The following is a 15,108-nucleotide window of genomic DNA, read 5'->3' as shown; positions in this document are numbered from 1 at the left end:
GGGCCGCTCAGCCGGCGCCGAGGAGGTCGGACACGTCGTCGCCGGTGCGGACCTTCTGGCCGGTCGCGGCGTCCTCCGCGGTGAGCGTCATCCGGACCGTGTGCGTCTGGCCGCTCTTCGCGCCGGCCTTGCCGCCGAGCGAGACGACCCAGAACTTCATGCCGGCGTTCGCCTCGGCGGACTTCTCCACGGAGACCTGGAGCTCCAGATCGATGGAGTCGATACGGAACTTCACGTCCTCGTTCGCCGCTTCCAGCCGGGCGCGGCCGATCTCGGACCGCAACGAGGCCAGCAGGTCAGCGAGTTCGATGTCCATGCTCATGGGACCCCCGTGGTGGTGCGAAGCGGTACCGGTCAAGTGTTGCAGAAGGGGGTCGAGTTCGGCAGTGGTCGGTGCGTGCATGTGCGCGCACTCGCGCCCGTCCCTGGATGTCGCCGGCACCTCCCGGCACCTCCCGGCATCAATCAAAGCAAGCATGCTTGATTGTTTTCTGGTTCGCTGCCATGCTCCGGGGCACGCCGTCGTGCCGTCGCCGTGTCCCGAGGGGAGCGCACCGTGTCCGATCCCGCCGTCGTCCTCGACGATCTGCGCGAGGAGAGCGAAGAACTCGACCTGCTGGTCGGAGAGCTGGGCGAGGAGCAGTGGGGTGCGCCGACCCCCGCGCCCGGCTGGACCGTCGCCCATCAGATCGCCCACCTCGCCTGGACCGACCGGGCGGCCCTCCTCGCCGCCACCGACCCCGAGGCCTTCGCCGCCGAGACCACGAAGGCCCTCGCCGCCCCCGACCGCTTCGTCGACGAGGGCGCGGAGGAGGGCGCGAAGCTGCCGCCCGCCGAACTGCTCGCCGGCTGGCGTGCGGGCCGCGAGCGGCTCCAGGAGGCCCTGCGCGCGGTCCCGCCCGGCGCGCGCTTCCCCTGGTACGGGCCGCCGATGAGCGCCCCGGCCATGGCCACCGCCCGGCTCATGGAGACCTGGGCGCACGGCCAGGACGTCGCCGACGCCCTCGGGGTGGTCCGCGTCCCCACGGCCCGGATCCGGCACGTCGCCTGGATCGGCGTCCGCGCCCGTGACTACGCCTACCTCGTCCGGGGCGTCCCGGCGCCCGCCGAGCCCTTCCGGGTCGAACTCGTCGGCGTCGACGGGGAGACGTGGGCGTACGGCCCCGAGGGCGCGGCCCAGACCGTCACAGGCCCCGCCCTCGACTTCTGCCTGCTCGTCACCCAGCGCGTCCACCGCGACGACACCGCGCTCGTCGCGCACGGCCCCGACGCCGAGCGCTGGCTCACCATCGCCCAGGCCTTCGCGGGCCCTGCGGGCCCGGGCCGCGCACCCGAGGGGGCCTAGTGGCCCGCCCCGTCCTCCGTATCGGCAACGCCTCCGGCTTCTACGGCGACCGCTTCGACGCCGTCCGCGAGATGCTCACGGGCGGTGAGCTCGACGTCCTCACCGGCGACTACCTCGCCGAGCTGACCATGCTCATCCTCGGCCGCGACCAGCTCAAGGACCCGGGCGCCGGTTACGCGAAGACCTTCCTGCGCCAGATGGAGGAGGGCCTCGGCCTCGCCCACGAGCGCGGGGTCCGCATCGTCGCCAACGCGGGCGGCCTGAATCCCGCCGGCCTCGCCGAGGCCCTGCGCGGACTCGCCGTGAAGCTGGGCCTGCCGACCCGGATCGCCCATGTCGAGGGCGACCGGCTGCCGCCCCGGGACGGGGTGCTGACGTCCCACGCCTACCTCGGCGGGGCCGGCATCGCCGCCTGTCTCGCCGCCGGGGCCGACGTCGTCGTCACCGGCCGGGTCACCGACGCCGCCCTCGTCACCGGGCCCGCGCAGTGGCACTTCGGCTGGGGCCCGGAGGAGTACGACAGGCTGGCCGGCGCGGTCGTCGCCGGGCACGTCCTGGAATGCGGCACCCAGGCCACCGGCGGGAACTACGCCTTCTTCGCCGCCCACGACCCGGCCCTGTTCCGCCGCCCCGGCTTCCCGGTCGCCGAACTCCACGCGGACGGCAGCGCGGTCATCACCAAGCACGCGGGGACGGGCGGCCTCGTCGACGTCGGTACGGTCACGGCCCAGCTGCTGTACGAGACGGCCGGCGCCCGCTACCCCGGCCCCGACGTGACGGCCCGGCTCGACACCGTGCGGCTCGCCCAGGAGGGCCCGGACCGGGTCAGGATCCACGGCGTGACGGGCGAGGCCCCGCCCCCCACCCTCAAGGCCGGCCTCAACCGCCTCGGCGGCTTCCGCAACGAGGTCGTGTTCGTCCTCACCGGCCTCGACACCGAGGCCAAGGCCCTGCTCGTCCGCGAGCAGATCGAGGACGCCCTGGCCGGCTCCGGCTCCCGCCCCGCGGAGGTCCGTTGGGAGCTGGTCCGCACCGACCGCGCGGACGCCGCCACCGAGGAGACCGCGAGCGCGCTGCTCCGGCTCGTCGTCCGCGACCCCGGCCCCGAGGCCGTCGGCCGCGCGCTGACCGGCGCCGCGATCGAACTGGCCCTCGCGAGCTACCCCGGCTTCCACGTCACCGCCCCGCCCGGCAGGGGCGCTCCCTACGGGGTCTTCACCACCGAGTACGTCCCCGCCGCCGACGTCCCGCACACGGCGGTCCTCCCGGACGGCACCCGCCAGGAGATCCCCGCACCGGTGCGGACCCTCGATCTCGCCCCCGTACCCGACCCGCCCCTTCCGCCGCCCCTCGCGTACGACTCCACCCGACGGGCCCCCCTCGGCCGGATCGCCGGGGCCCGCAGCGGCGACAAGGGCGGCGACGCGAACGTCGGCCTCTGGGTCCGCACGGACGAGGAGTGGCGCTGGCTCGCGCACGCGCTCACCGTCGAGACCTTCCGCGCGCTCCTCCCGGAGACCGCAGGCCTGCCGGTCGTCCGGCACGTCCTCCCGCACCTGCGGGCCCTCAACTTCACCGTCGCCGGGATCCTCGGCGAGGGCGTCGCCTCCCAGGCCCGCTTCGACCCCCAGGCCAAGGCCCTCGGCGAATGGCTCCGCTCCCGGCACCTGGACATCCCGGAGGTTCTGTTGTGACCGTCCTCGCCTCTGCCCTCGACACCGGCGGACCCGAGTACCGGGAGCACCGCTCCGCGATGCTCGACAAGCTCGCCGCGCTCGAAGCCGAGCACGACAAGGCCCTCGCGGGTGGTGGTGAGAAGTACACCGCCCGGCACCGTCAGCGCGGCAAGCTCCTCGCCCGTGAGCGCATCGAGCTGCTCGTCGACCCCGACAGCCCCTTCCTGGAGCTGTCGCCGCTCGCCGCCTGGGGCAGCGACCACCAGGTGGGCGCCTCGCTGATCACCGGCATCGGGGTCGTCGAGGGCGTCGAGTGCCTGATCACGGCCAACGACCCGACCGTGCGCGGCGGCGCCTCCAACCCGTGGACGCTGAAGAAGGCCCTGCGGGCCAACGAGATCGCCTTCGCCAACCGGCTCCCGGTCGTCTCGCTCGTCGAGTCGGGCGGCGCGGACCTCCCCTCGCAGAAGGAGATCTTCATCCCCGGCGGGGCGCTCTTCCGCGACCTCACGCGCCTCTCCGCCGCCGGCATCCCCACCGTCGCGGTCGTCTTCGGCAACTCGACGGCCGGCGGCGCGTACGTCCCCGGCATGTCCGACCACACCGTGATGATCAAGGAGCGGTCGAAGGTCTTCCTCGGCGGTCCGCCGCTCGTGAAGATGGCGACGGGCGAGGAGAGCGACGACGAGTCCCTCGGCGGCGCCGAGATGCACGCGCGGACCTCCGGTCTCGCCGACCACTACGCCGTCGACGAGACGGACGCGATCCGCCAGGCCCGCCGGATCGTCGCCCGCCTCAACCACCGCAAGGCGCAGGCCGATCCGCCGCACGCCGAGCCCCCCAAGTACGACGAGGACGAGCTCCTCGGCATCGTCCCCGGCGACCTCAAGACCCCCTTCGACCCGCGCGAGGTGATCGCCCGGATCGTCGACGGCTCCGACTTCGACGAGTTCAAGCCCCTCTACGGGACGTCCCTGACGACCGGCTGGGCGCGGCTGCACGGCTATCCGGTCGGCATCCTCGCCAACGCGCAGGGCGTGCTGTTCTCCGCCGAGTCGCAGAAGGCGGCGCAGTTCATCCAGCTCGCCAACCAGCGCGACATCCCGCTCCTCTTCCTCCACAACACCACCGGCTACATGGTCGGCAAGGAGTACGAGCAGGGCGGCATCATCAAGCACGGCGCCATGATGATCAACGCGGTCGCGAACTCGCGCGTCCCCCACCTCTCCGTCCTCATGGGCGCGTCGTACGGCGCCGGGCACTACGGCATGTGCGGCCGGGCGTACGATCCCCGCTTCCTCTTCGCCTGGCCCAGCGCGAAGTCCGCCGTCATGGGCCCGCAGCAGCTCGCCGGCGTCCTGTCGATCGTGGCGCGGGCGTCCGCCGCCGCGAAGGGGCAGCCCTACGACGACGAGGCCGACGCCGGTCTCCGCGCGCTCGTCGAGGCGCAGATCGAGTCGGAGTCCCTCCCGATGTTCCTCTCGGGGCGGCTGTACGACGACGGGGTCATCGACCCCCGCGACACCCGCACGGTCCTCGGGCTGTGCCTGTCCGCGATCCACACGGCACCGGTCGAGGGCGCGCGCGGCGGCTTCGGCGTCTTCCGAATGTGAGGGCTCTGATGATTTCGACCGTACTGGTCGCGAACCGCGGCGAGATCGCCTGCCGGGTCTTCCGCACCTGCCGTGAGCTGGGCGTCTCCACCGTCGCCGTGTACTCCGACGCGGACGCCGACGCCCTGCACGTCCGCGAGGCCGACGCGGCCGTACGCCTGCCGGGGGCGGCGCCCTCGGAGACGTACCTGCGCGGCGACCTCGTCGTGAAGGCGGCGCTCGCGGCGGGCGCCGACGCCGTCCACCCCGGCTACGGCTTCCTCTCCGAGAACGCCGACTTCGCACGGGCCGTGACCGACGCGGGCCTCGTCTGGATCGGTCCGCCGCCCGAGGCGATCGAGGCGATGGCCTCGAAGACCAGGGCGAAGGAGCTCCTGGGGATCGCCCCGCTGTCGGACGTGACCGAGGCGGATCTGCCCGTCCTGGTGAAGGCGGCGGCGGGCGGCGGCGGCCGGGGCATGCGGATCGTCCGCGAGCTCACCTCACTGCCCGAGGAGTTGAGGGCCGCGTCCGCCGAGGCCGCGAGCGCCTTCGGGGACGGCGAGGTCTTCGTCGAGCCGTACGTGGAGAACGGCCGGCACGTGGAGGTGCAGGTCCTCGCCGACGCCCACGGCACGGTCTGGGCGCTCGGCACCCGCGACTGCTCCCTCCAGCGCCGCCACCAGAAGGTGATCGAGGAGGCCCCGGCGCCCGGCCTTCCGGCCGGCCTGGAGGCGTCCCTCCTCGACACGGCCGTCCGCGCGGCGGAGGCCGTCGGCTACGTCGGCGCGGGCACGGTCGAGTTCCTGGTCGCGGACGGCCGGGCGCACTTCCTGGAGATGAACACCCGGCTCCAGGTCGAGCACCCGGTGACGGAGGAGGTGTACGGGGTCGACCTGGTCGCCCTCCAGCTCGCCGTCGCCCAGGGCGAGGCACTGCCGCCGGAGCCCCCGGCCCCGCGCGGCCACGCGATCGAGGCCCGCCTCTACGCGGAGGACCCGGCCCGGGGATGGGCGCCCCAGACGGGTGTCCTGCACCGCTTCGAGGTTCCCCGCGAGGGCCGGGTCCGGGTCGACACCGGATACGTCTCCGGGGACGAGGTCGGCATCCACTACGACGCGATGCTCGCGAAGGTCGTCGTCCACGCCCCCACCCGCGCCGAGGCCGCCCGCAAGCTCGCCCACACCCTGGAGCGGGCCCGGATCCACGGCCCCGCCACCAACCGGGAGCTGCTCGTCGCGTCGCTGCGCCACCCCGAGTACGCCGCGGCGCGGAGGCTGGACACCGGCTTCTACGAGCGGAACCTCACCACCCTGACCGCCGCCCCCGAAGGCGCCCGGTACGCGGCCGTAGCCGCCGCCCTCGCCGACGCGAGCACCAACAGGGGCCGTTTCGGCGGCGGTTGGCGCAACCTCCGCTCCCAGGACGAGACGAGGACGTACGGCGGCATCGAGATCCGCTACCGGCCGACCCGCGGCGGAGGCCACGAGGTCACCGCGCCCGAGGGTGTACGGGTGGTGTCGGCGGCGCCCGACCGCGTACGTCTCGAAGTGGACGGGGTCGTACGGGACTTCGAGGTCGCCGCGTACGGATCGGGAGAGGTCGTCCACGTCGGCCCCCACCGCCTCACCCCCCGCCCCCGCTTCCCCGACCCCGCCGACCAGCGGGAACCCGGCTCGCTGCTCGCCCCCATGCCCGGCACCGTCGTACGGCTCGCGGACGGTCTCGCCGTCGGCGACCGGGTCCTTGCCGGGCAGCCGCTTCTCTGGCTGGAGGCCATGAAGATGGAGCACCGCGTCACCGCTCCCGCCTCCGGCACGCTCACCGCGCTCCACGCCGCCCCCGGCCGCCAGGTCGAGGTCGGCGCCCTGCTCGCCGTCGTACAGACCGAAGCAACGGAGGAAGACCCCGTATGAGCACCCTTGTCGAAACCGAAGAGCTGTCCGCGCTCCGCGCCGCCGTCTCCGCCCTCGGACACCGCCACGGCCCCGGCTTCGACCGGGCCGCGCTGTGGGCCGAGGCGGGCAAGCTCGGCTACCTGGGCGTGAACCTGCCCGAGGAGTACGGGGGCGGGGGCGGCGGCATGGCCGAACTGTCGGTCGTCCTGGAGGAGGCGGGCGCCGCCGGGGCCCCGCTCCTCATGATGGTCGTCTCGCCCGCGATCTGCGGCACGGTCATCGCCCGCTTCGGCACCGAGGAGCAGAAGCGGGCCTGGCTCCCGGGCCTCGCGGACGGTTCGAGGACGATGGCCTTCGGCATCACCGAACCCGACGCGGGCTCCAACTCGCACCGCATCACGACGACCGCGACCCGCACCGAGGAGGGCTGGGTCCTGAGCGGCCGCAAGGTCTTCGTCTCGGGCGTCGACATCGCCGACGCGACGCTCATCGTGGGCCGCACCTCCGACGCCCGCACCGGCAGCCTCAAGCCCTGTCTCTTCATCGTCCCGCGCGACGCCCCGGGCTTCGGCCGGCGCCACATCGAGATGGAACTCGACGCGAACGAGAAGCAGTTCGAGCTCACCCTCGACGACGTCCACCTCCCCGCCGAGGCACTCGTCGGCGACGAGGACGCGGGTCTGCTCCAGCTCTTCGCGGGCCTCAACCCGGAGCGGATCATGACGGCGGCCTTCGCCATCGGCATGGGCAGGTACGCCCTCGCGCAGGCCGTGAAGTACGCGAAGGAGCGCCAGGTCTGGAAGACGCCGATCGGCGCCCACCAGGCCATCGCGCACCCCCTGGCGCAGGCCCACATCGAGCTCGAACTGGCCCGTCTGATGATGGCGAAGGCGGCCCACCTCTACGACGCGGGCGACGACATGGGCGCGGGCGAGGCCGCCAACATGGCGAAGTACGCGGCGGGAGAGGCCTGCGTGCGGGCGGTCGACACCGCGGTCCACACCCTCGGCGGCAACGGCCTCACCAAGGAGTTCGGGCTCGCCCGGCTGGTCACCGCCGCCCGCGTGGCCAGGATCGCCCCCGTCAGCCGGGAGATGATCCTCAACTTCGTGTCGCACCAGACGCTGGGGCTGCCCAAGTCGTACTGACCCGGGCAGCCCGCCGCGACCACGTCAGCTGACGTGGTCGTACGTCCAGCCCGAGGCGATCTTGACGCGGGCCTTGAACGTGTACGCGCCGCGCAGGCCGCGGGCCGAGTAGCGGTACACGTCACCGCCCGGGGTGACGGCGACCAGGTCGGCCCGGCCGTCGCCGTCCATGTCGCCGGGCGAGGCCAGGTGCTCGTACGCATACCAGCCGTGGCCGACGTAGACGCGCGGAGCGAACGGAGCGGTGGCGGACCCGGTGCCCGCGTGCACGTACAGGACCTCGCCCTCCCGGGAGATCAGGTCGGGGCGGCCGTCGCCCGTGACGTCCCCGGGGCCGATCAGGATGTCCCTCGACCCGTTCGTGCCGATCCGCACGGCCGGGCCGAGGTACGCGGGCACGTGACTCTTCAGGCCCAGGTGGAGGAAGAGGTCGCCCTGGTGGTCCGCGCCGACGAAGTCGGCCTCGCCGTCGCCGTTGACGTCGCCGGGTGAGACCTTGAACAGGTAGTTCTGATAGGCGCTGCCGCTGCCGACCTGGTGGCCGAGCGGGCTGCCGCCCTCCTCGCGCCACATCGTGAGGCCGCGGCTGTCGGCGGTCAGCACGTTGGCCCGGTCGACCCCGTCCAGGGCGTACCCGTTGACGGTGGGCCAGTGGTAGGCGAAGTCCCCGGCCCCGGCGTACTGCCTGGCCGCGGTGAGCCTGCCGTCCGCCAGCGTCCCGTGGGTGAAGGCGGTGCCCGCGCCGTTCACGGTGAACAGGTTGTGCTTTCCGTACGCCGGTACGCCGCCCTGGCCGAGGTAGTACGAGAGGCTCTGGCCGCCGCCCCCGTAGGACGTGGGCGTCCCGAACTTCCCGCCGCCGACGGAGAGGTACCGGTAGAACGCGCCGCTGTACGTGCGGGCCAGGAGGTCGGCCCTGCCGTCGCCGTCGAGGTCGTCGGCGCCGATGATCTGGTTGTACGTGTACCAGCCGCCGCCGATCAGGACGCGGGCCTTGAAGGGGACGGTGGCCGAGCCGGTGCCCTTGTAGAAGTAGAGGTCGCCGCCCGGCGTCCTGGCGACCATGTCGGCGATCGCGTCGCCGTCGAGGTCGTTGGTGCCGACGAGCTGGTCGTAGACCTGCCAGCCGGTACCGACCTTGGCGCGGGTCCTGAACGGGCCGCCGTTGTCGATCGTGCCCTTCCCCGCGTACAGGTAGAGCGTGCCGTCCGGGGTGCGGGCCAGCAGGTCCTGGTGCCCGTCCTTGGTCAGGTCGCCGGGGGCGAGGACCTTGTTGTAGATCTGCCAGCCGTATCCCGACCAGTCCGCCGTGCCGACGGAGGTGGGGCTGTCGCCGCGGCGCAGCACGAGGCCGCCGTCGGCATGGAGCGTCAGCAGTTCCGGGGTCGCGGTTCCCGTGAGGTCGTCCGCCGGCAGGATCTCCATGCCGGGGTGGCTGAGCGCGAACGGCGCGCTGGTGCCGGTCTTCGACAGGGATATCCGCAGCTCGCCGGTGGTGGCCGACCGGTAGACCCGGTCGCTGCGGCCGTCCCCGTCCCGGTCGAAGCGGGGCTTCGCCGGGGTCGCGGCGGGGGCGGCGTCCGCCGTCGGTGACGTGGGGCCGACGGACAGCAGGCCCACGCCGAGGGCGAGGGCCGCGCAGGCCGCGAGGCGGCGCGTGTGGAGCAAGGTTTCTCCTGGTGCGGGGACGGAGAGAGGACTGAAGGCGTCCGGATCCTAGAGCCCGCAGGAAGCGGAAAAGAAGATCCTCCACGCACAACCTTTCTCCGGCCCGGCCGTCCTGAGGCTCCGTCCTCTACCCGACGGCAGTTCCCTCCAGCTCGATCAGCTGCCCGGGGACGGCCAGCCGGACGACCCCGAGCATCGTGGTCGCCGGTGCCGCGCCGGCGGCGCCCAGCCGTCCGGCGAGTACGCCGTAGTGCGGGAAGAGCCCGTCGACGTCGGTCGTGTAGACGTTGAGACGGACGAGGTTCGCGAGGGTCATGCCGGCCTCGCGCAGCACCGCCTCCAGGTTCTCGACGCTCAGGGCCAACTGCGCTGCCATGTCGCCCTCGTGCAGGGGCTTGCCCTCGGGGCTCATCGCGGTCTGGCCGGAGACGTACAGGGTGCGGGTGTGCCCGGAGACGAGCTCGCCCTGGTTGAACCCCATCTCCAGCGACCACGTCACCGGGTTGATCGCCGTTCGCTCCATCGCCATGTCGACTCCAATCGGTTCATCGGTTGTCGGTTCTTCGTTCCCTGCTTCCGCCGATGAGCCTTCCAACGAATCACGACACCCTCCGTCATGTATTCCGTTAGCGTTTCCGCATGCGCGCCGACCGGCTGGTCTCCCTGGTGCTCCTGCTGCGCCGGCACGGCCGTCTGACCGCGGACACGCTCGCCCGCGAGCTGGAGGTGTCGACCCGCACCGTGCTGCGCGACATCGAGGCGCTGTCCGTGGCGGGCGTCCCGGTCTACGCCGAGCGCGGGCGGCACGGGGGGTTCTCGTTGCTGCCCGGCTTCCGGACCGAGCTCACCGGGCTGAACCACGACGAGGCCCTGGCCCTGCTGACGGCCGGAACGGGGCGCGGCGAGCAGGTGCTCGGCCTCGGCTCGGCGCTCGCCTCGGCCGTACGCAAGGTGGTCGACGCGCTGCCCGAAGGCCGGCTGGCCACCGCGAGCGACGCGGCCCAGCGCTTCCTCGTCGACCCGGAGACCGACCTGCTCTCCCGCCGGCAAGCGACCGACGAGGTGCCCGACGCCACCATGACCGAGGTCCGCCGCGCGGTGCTCGCCGGACACAAGCTGCGCATCCACTACGCGGCCACGGGCCAGGCGCCGCGCTGGCGCACGGTGGACCCGATCGGTCTGGTCACCGTCCGGGACCGGGGCTACCTGCTGGCCGCGAGAGAGGGCGAGGACCGCACCTACCGGCTGTCGCGGGTGGTGGCCGCCGAGGAGCTCCCCGAAGCGGCCGAGCGGCCGAACCGGGTCGACCTGGACCGGATCTGGCGGGAACGCTCCGCGCGGTTCCTCTCCGACGGCCACATCACCGTGCTGGTGCGGGTGGACCCGGCGCGCCGGGAGGACCTGCTGGACACCGCGGTGGCCGTCCGCGCGGAGGAACCCGACGAGGACGGCCGGCTGCGTCTTGCGCTGACCTATCAGGACGCGTGGCACGCCGAATGGGCTCTGTGGCAGCTCGGCACGGACGTGGAGGCCCTGTCCCCGCGGTCGTTGCGGACGGCGCTGCGCGAGCGGGCCGCCGCCGTCGTCGCCCGCTACGACGACGCCTGAGGCGGCCGTACCTCCCAATAATCATGCATGCATGCTTGATTGTTTTGATGGAGTGCTGACAAGGTCTCCCCAAGCCGTAGCGACACACGCGATCCTGGCGACCACCTTCCACCTCTCCCACCTCTCCAGGGGGCTTGCATGGTGTTCCACAGCGAGTACGAGGCCGTTCCGACCGTCTCCCTGCCGATCCACGACGCGGTGCTCGGCCGCGCGGCCGAATGGGGCGACACCCCCGCACTGATCGACGGGGCAGGGGAGTTCACCCTCACGTACGGGCAGGTCGACGCCTTTCATCGGCGGGTAGCCGCCGGGCTCGCCGAGACCGGCGTGCGGAAGGGGGACGTGCTCGCGCTGCACAGCCCCAACACCGTCCTCTTCCCCGTCGCGTTCTACGCCGCCACCCGCGCGGGCGCCTCCGTCACCACCGTGCACCCGCTCGCCACGCCCGAGGAGTTCGCCAAGCAGCTCCGCGACTCCTCCGCACGCTGGATCGTCACCGTCTCCCCGCTGCTCCCGACGGCCCGCGCGGCGGCCGAACTCGCGGGCGGCATCGAGGAGATATTCGTCTGCGACCAGTCCCCCGAGGGGGAGGGCACCCGGTCGCTCCAGTCCTTCCTGGCCTCCGCCGGACCCGTCCCTGAGCCGCGGATCGACCCCGACGAGGACGTGGCGGCCCTGCCGTACTCCTCCGGCACCACCGGCGTCCCCAAGGGCGTGATGCTCACGCACACGTCGATCGCCACCAACCTGACGCAGCTGGCCCCGCTGGTCCCGATGGGCCCCGGCGACCGCATCCTCGCGGTACTGCCCTTCTTCCACATCTACGGCCTGACGGCCCTCATGAACGCCCCGCTCCGCCACGGCGCCACCGTCGTCGTCCTGCCGCGCTTCGACCTCGACACCTTCCTCGGGGCCGTCCAGAAGCACCGCATCAACGGCCTGTACGTCGCCCCGCCGATCATCCTGGCCCTCGCCAAGCACCCGGCCGTCGCCGACTACGACCTGTCGTCCCTGAAGTACATCGTCAGCTCCGCCGCCCCGCTCGACGCGGCCCTCGCCGAGGCCTGTTCGGCCCGGCTCGGGCTGCCGCCGGTCCGCCAGGCGTACGGCATGACGGAGCTCTCCCCGGCCACCCACGTCACCCCGCTCGACGCCGAGACGTCCCCACCCGGCACCGTCGGCAAACTGTTGCCCTCGACCGAGCTCCGGATCCTGTCCCTCGACGACCCGGCGAAGGACGCGGCGCCCGGCGAGGCCGGCGAGGTCGCCATCCGGGGACCGCAGGTCATGAAGGGCTACCTGGGGCGGCCCGACGCCACCGCCGCCATGATCGACGAAGACGGCTGGGTCCACACCGGCGACATCGGGCGCGTCGACGCCGACGGCTGGCTGTTCGTCGTCGACCGGGTGAAGGAGCTCATCAAGTACAAGGGCTTCCAGGTCGCCCCCGCCGAACTCGAAGCGCTCCTCCTCACCCACGAGGGCGTCGCCGACGCCGCCGTCGTCGGCGTCACCGACGCCGAGGGCACCGAGACCCCCAAGGCCTTCGTCGTACGCCAGCCCTCGGCGCCCGGCCTGACCGCCGAGGACGTCATGGCGCACGTCGCCGCCCGGGTCGCCCCGTACAAGAAGGTCCGCGGCGTGGAGTTCGTGGAGAGCATCCCGCGGGCGGTGTCCGGCAAGATCCTCCGCCGAGAATTGAGGAACCGCGCATGACCCTGGTCGACATCACCGAGGAGCGGGGCGTCACCACGCTCGCCCTCGACTCCCCGGTCACCCGCAACGCCCTCTCCACCCACCTCGTCACCGAGCTCGCCGACGCCCTCACCGCCTGCGGCAAGGACCCGGCGGTCCGGGCGGTGGTCCTCACCCACACCGGCGGCACGTTCAGCGCGGGCGCCGACCTGAAGGCCCCGCCCAGCCCGTACGCCTTCGTGGACCTGCTCCGGCAGCTCGTCGAACTGCCGAAACCCGTCGTCGGCCACGTCACCGGGCACGTCCGGGCCGGCGGACTCGGCCTCCTCGGGGCGTGCGACGTCGTGACGGCGGGGGAGGCGGCGGACTTCGCGCTCACCGAGGTACGCATCGGGGTCGCGCCCGCCGTCATCTCCCTCACCCTCCTCCCGAAACTCGACCCGCGCGCGGCGGCCCGCTACTACCTGACGGGCGAGCGGTTCGGCGTGCCGGAGGCCGTCGCGATGGGCCTCGTCACGGCCGGGGCGGAGGCCTTCCCCGGCATCCTCGACGCCCTTCGCGCGGGCTCCCCGCAAGGCCTCCGGGAAGCGAAACGGCTGGTCACCGCTAGAGTCCTGGAGACCTTCGAACGCGACGCGGAGGAACTGGTGCAGAGGTCGGCCACACTCTTCGCCTCCGCCGAGGCGCGCGAAGGGATGACGGCCTTCCTCGAACGACGGGACCCCGAATGGCGGCAGTGACCGCGCCCAGGCCGGACCGGAATCCCAAGCCGGACCGGAACCCCAAGCAGGACAGGAGCCGCGCCACCCGGCAGCGGCTCCTGGAGGCCGCGGTGGCCTGCCTGGCCGAGCACGGCTGGGCGGGTTCCACGGTCGCCGTCGTCGCCGAACGGGCCGGTGTCTCCCGGGGCGCGGCCCAGCACCACTTCCCGACCCGCGAGGACCTCTTCACGGCGGCCGTCGAGTACGTCGCCGAGGAACGCTCGCAGGCCCTGCGGACACTCCGTACGGACAACCGCGAGCAGGCCGTCGAGGCCCTCGTCGGCCTCTACACCGGGCCCCTCTTCCGGGCCGCGCTCCACCTCTGGGTCGCGGCCTCCGACGAGGCCCAGCTCCGGGGCCGGGTCACCGAACTGGAGGCCCGGGTCGGCCGGGAGTCCCACCGGATCGCCGTCGAGGTCCTGGGCGCCGACGAGTCCCGCCCCGGCGTCCGCGAGACGGTCCAGGGCCTGCTGGACATGGCCCGCGGCCTGGGCCTCGCCACCCTCCTGACGGACGACCGCGCCCGCCGGGAACGGGTGGTGTCCCAGTGGGCGCGGCTGGTGAACGAGGCGCTGAGCGACTAGCCGAGCGGCTGGACGCCCGGGATCAGACGCCCGGGATCAGACGCCCGGGATCGCGCGCGCCCGGAAGGCGTCCCTTACCGCGTCCGCCGCCGCCGTGCCGTACATCTTCTGCGCGGTCGCGACGGTCGTCTTCGCCGCGGCCTCGAAGCTCGTGTCGGGGGCGAAGCCGAACTGGGCGTTGACGATGATCCGGTCGGCGGTCCGGGCGCCGAGCGAGGTGCGGATGTCGAGGAGCGCCCGGGACCAGATCTCGCCGTCGGCGTGGACCTCGCCCTCGCGGTCCGCGTAGGTCTTCGTGCCGTCGATCCGGCGCAGGCAGTGCGGCGCCTCGCTGTAGCCGGTGGCGTCCCAGTCGGCGACGCAGGCCGCGTCGGCCTTCAGCGGCCAGCCGTACTTCGTGGCCGCGTGCGTGCCGACCGCGACGGCGAGGTAGTCGCCGAAGGCCTCGCCGATCGCGCCGGACTCGGCGTTCGTGCCGAAGCCGGGCACCTGGGCGTGGTGCACGGCGTGGCCGTACTCGTGGACGACGACGTCCGCGTCCTCGGCGTCGTCGACACCGCCCTTGCCGAGGCGGATCTCGTCCTTCTTGTCGGTGAAGAAGGAGTTGTCGGCGCCGTACTGGTTGAGCCGGACCGGCTGTACGCGGTCGTTCGCCCCGGGCAGCTCGGTGCCGAAGCCGAGGCCCTGGAGGTACTCCTGCGCCTCGTTGATCCAGAAGTACGCCATGACCTGCTCGAACTGGTCCTGGGAGCGGTCGTACGTGGTGGCGTCGGCGACCTTGGCGGGCTTGCCCGTCTCGGAGCGGACGGTGACCCACTTGCCGGACAGTCCGCCGCTCGCGTCGAGGTTCCGGAGCGTGACGGTGGCGTAGGCGGAGGCGGGCACGTCGCTCGCCGCGTCCTTGTGGTCGGCGAGGGACTGGTCGCCGGAGGACTGCACCGGGTTCACCATGAAGACCCGGGCCTGCGGCAGCGCGGCCGCGACGGCCCCCGGGGACGGGAGCAGGGCGGCGGCGGCCGTACCGGCGACGGCGGCCGCGGCGACCAGGCCGCGCGAGGTACGGCGGGTGCGGCGGGTCATGGACATCCTCCTGCGATGGGCTGCTGCGACGGGAAGCTTGGCATGCGCGTGAC

13 protein-coding genes are annotated in these 15,108 nt (G+C 73.0%); 9 read left to right on the top strand and 4 right to left on the bottom strand.

The features are described from left to right. Nucleotides 1-7 precede the first annotated feature (7 nt). Entirely contained in the window at nt 8-322 is a 315-nt protein-coding gene (locus DEJ46_RS17055; protein WP_150267422.1) for a trypco2 family protein, read from the bottom strand. 234 nt (nt 323-556) lie between these two features. On the opposite strand from DEJ46_RS17055, the gene DEJ46_RS17050 reads away from it, so the two are divergent. From DEJ46_RS17050 to DEJ46_RS17030, 5 genes are read left to right on the top strand one after another with little or no spacing between them, the layout of a single operon-like run. Continuing rightward, nucleotides 557-1,345: a TIGR03084 family metal-binding protein gene (locus DEJ46_RS17050; protein ID WP_150267421.1), complete on the top strand. Its 789-nt coding sequence runs from the start codon at nt 557-559 to the stop codon at nt 1,343-1,345. Next, on the top strand, nt 1,345-3,039 hold the full coding sequence (locus DEJ46_RS17045; protein WP_150267419.1) for an acyclic terpene utilization AtuA family protein: 1,695 nt from the start codon (nt 1,345-1,347) through the stop codon (nt 3,037-3,039). The genes DEJ46_RS17050 and DEJ46_RS17045 overlap by 1 nt, the downstream gene beginning before the upstream one ends. After that, nucleotides 3,036-4,634: an acyl-CoA carboxylase subunit beta gene (locus DEJ46_RS17040; RefSeq protein WP_150267417.1), complete on the top strand. Its 1,599-nt coding sequence runs from the start codon at nt 3,036-3,038 to the stop codon at nt 4,632-4,634. Before DEJ46_RS17045 ends, DEJ46_RS17040 begins: the two co-directional genes overlap by 4 nt. Nucleotides 4,635-4,642: 8 nt before the next feature. Continuing rightward, complete coding sequence (locus tag DEJ46_RS17035; RefSeq protein WP_150267414.1) at nt 4,643-6,529, top strand: acetyl/propionyl/methylcrotonyl-CoA carboxylase subunit alpha; 1,887 nt, start codon at nt 4,643-4,645, stop codon at nt 6,527-6,529. Further along, on the top strand, nt 6,526-7,659 hold the full coding sequence (locus DEJ46_RS17030) for an acyl-CoA dehydrogenase family protein (protein WP_150267412.1): 1,134 nt from the start codon (nt 6,526-6,528) through the stop codon (nt 7,657-7,659). The genes DEJ46_RS17035 and DEJ46_RS17030 overlap by 4 nt, the downstream gene beginning before the upstream one ends. A gap of 24 nt (nt 7,660-7,683) precedes the next feature. On the opposite strand, the gene DEJ46_RS17025 is transcribed toward DEJ46_RS17030, so the two are convergent. Further along, nucleotides 7,684-9,327: an FG-GAP repeat domain-containing protein gene (locus DEJ46_RS17025; RefSeq protein WP_150267410.1), complete on the bottom strand. Its 1,644-nt coding sequence runs from the start codon at nt 9,325-9,327 to the stop codon at nt 7,684-7,686. A 127-nt stretch (nt 9,328-9,454) separates the two neighbouring features. Then, nucleotides 9,455-9,850, bottom strand: a complete 396-nt coding sequence (locus DEJ46_RS17020; RefSeq protein WP_150274506.1) for a RidA family protein — start codon at nt 9,848-9,850, stop codon at nt 9,455-9,457. A 116-nt stretch (nt 9,851-9,966) separates the two neighbouring features. On the opposite strand from DEJ46_RS17020, the gene DEJ46_RS17015 reads away from it, so the two are divergent. The 4 genes from DEJ46_RS17015 to DEJ46_RS17000 all read left to right on the top strand — a co-directional run bounded on the left by DEJ46_RS17015 (nt 9,967) and on the right by DEJ46_RS17000 (nt 13,975). Then, nucleotides 9,967-10,935: a helix-turn-helix transcriptional regulator gene (locus tag DEJ46_RS17015; protein ID WP_150267408.1), complete on the top strand. Its 969-nt coding sequence runs from the start codon at nt 9,967-9,969 to the stop codon at nt 10,933-10,935. A gap of 138 nt (nt 10,936-11,073) precedes the next feature. Continuing rightward, the gene (locus DEJ46_RS17010) at nt 11,074-12,651 is read left to right on the top strand and encodes a 4-coumarate--CoA ligase family protein (RefSeq protein WP_150267407.1); all 1,578 of its coding nucleotides are present in this window, start codon (nt 11,074-11,076) and stop codon (nt 12,649-12,651) included. Beyond that, complete coding sequence (locus tag DEJ46_RS17005) at nt 12,648-13,370, top strand: enoyl-CoA hydratase family protein (RefSeq protein ID WP_150267406.1); 723 nt, start codon at nt 12,648-12,650, stop codon at nt 13,368-13,370. The genes DEJ46_RS17010 and DEJ46_RS17005 overlap by 4 nt, the downstream gene beginning before the upstream one ends. Continuing rightward, a complete protein-coding gene (locus DEJ46_RS17000; RefSeq protein WP_150267404.1) occupies nt 13,358-13,975 on the top strand; it encodes a TetR/AcrR family transcriptional regulator in 618 nt (205 codons plus the stop codon). Before DEJ46_RS17005 ends, DEJ46_RS17000 begins: the two co-directional genes overlap by 13 nt. Nucleotides 13,976-14,011: 36 nt before the next feature. Here DEJ46_RS17000 and DEJ46_RS16995 read toward each other — a convergent pair whose 3' ends face one another. Further along, nucleotides 14,012-15,055 (bottom strand): M4 family metallopeptidase, encoded by a 1,044-nt coding sequence (locus DEJ46_RS16995; protein ID WP_150267402.1) that lies wholly within the window; start codon nt 15,053-15,055, stop codon nt 14,012-14,014. Nucleotides 15,056-15,108 lie beyond the last annotated feature (53 nt).

The sequence above is a fragment of the Streptomyces venezuelae genome (assembly GCF_008642375.1).
Classification (GTDB): domain Bacteria; phylum Actinomycetota; class Actinomycetes; order Streptomycetales; family Streptomycetaceae; genus Streptomyces; species Streptomyces venezuelae_G.
This window is presented reverse-complemented; position numbering and strand designations above follow the sequence as displayed.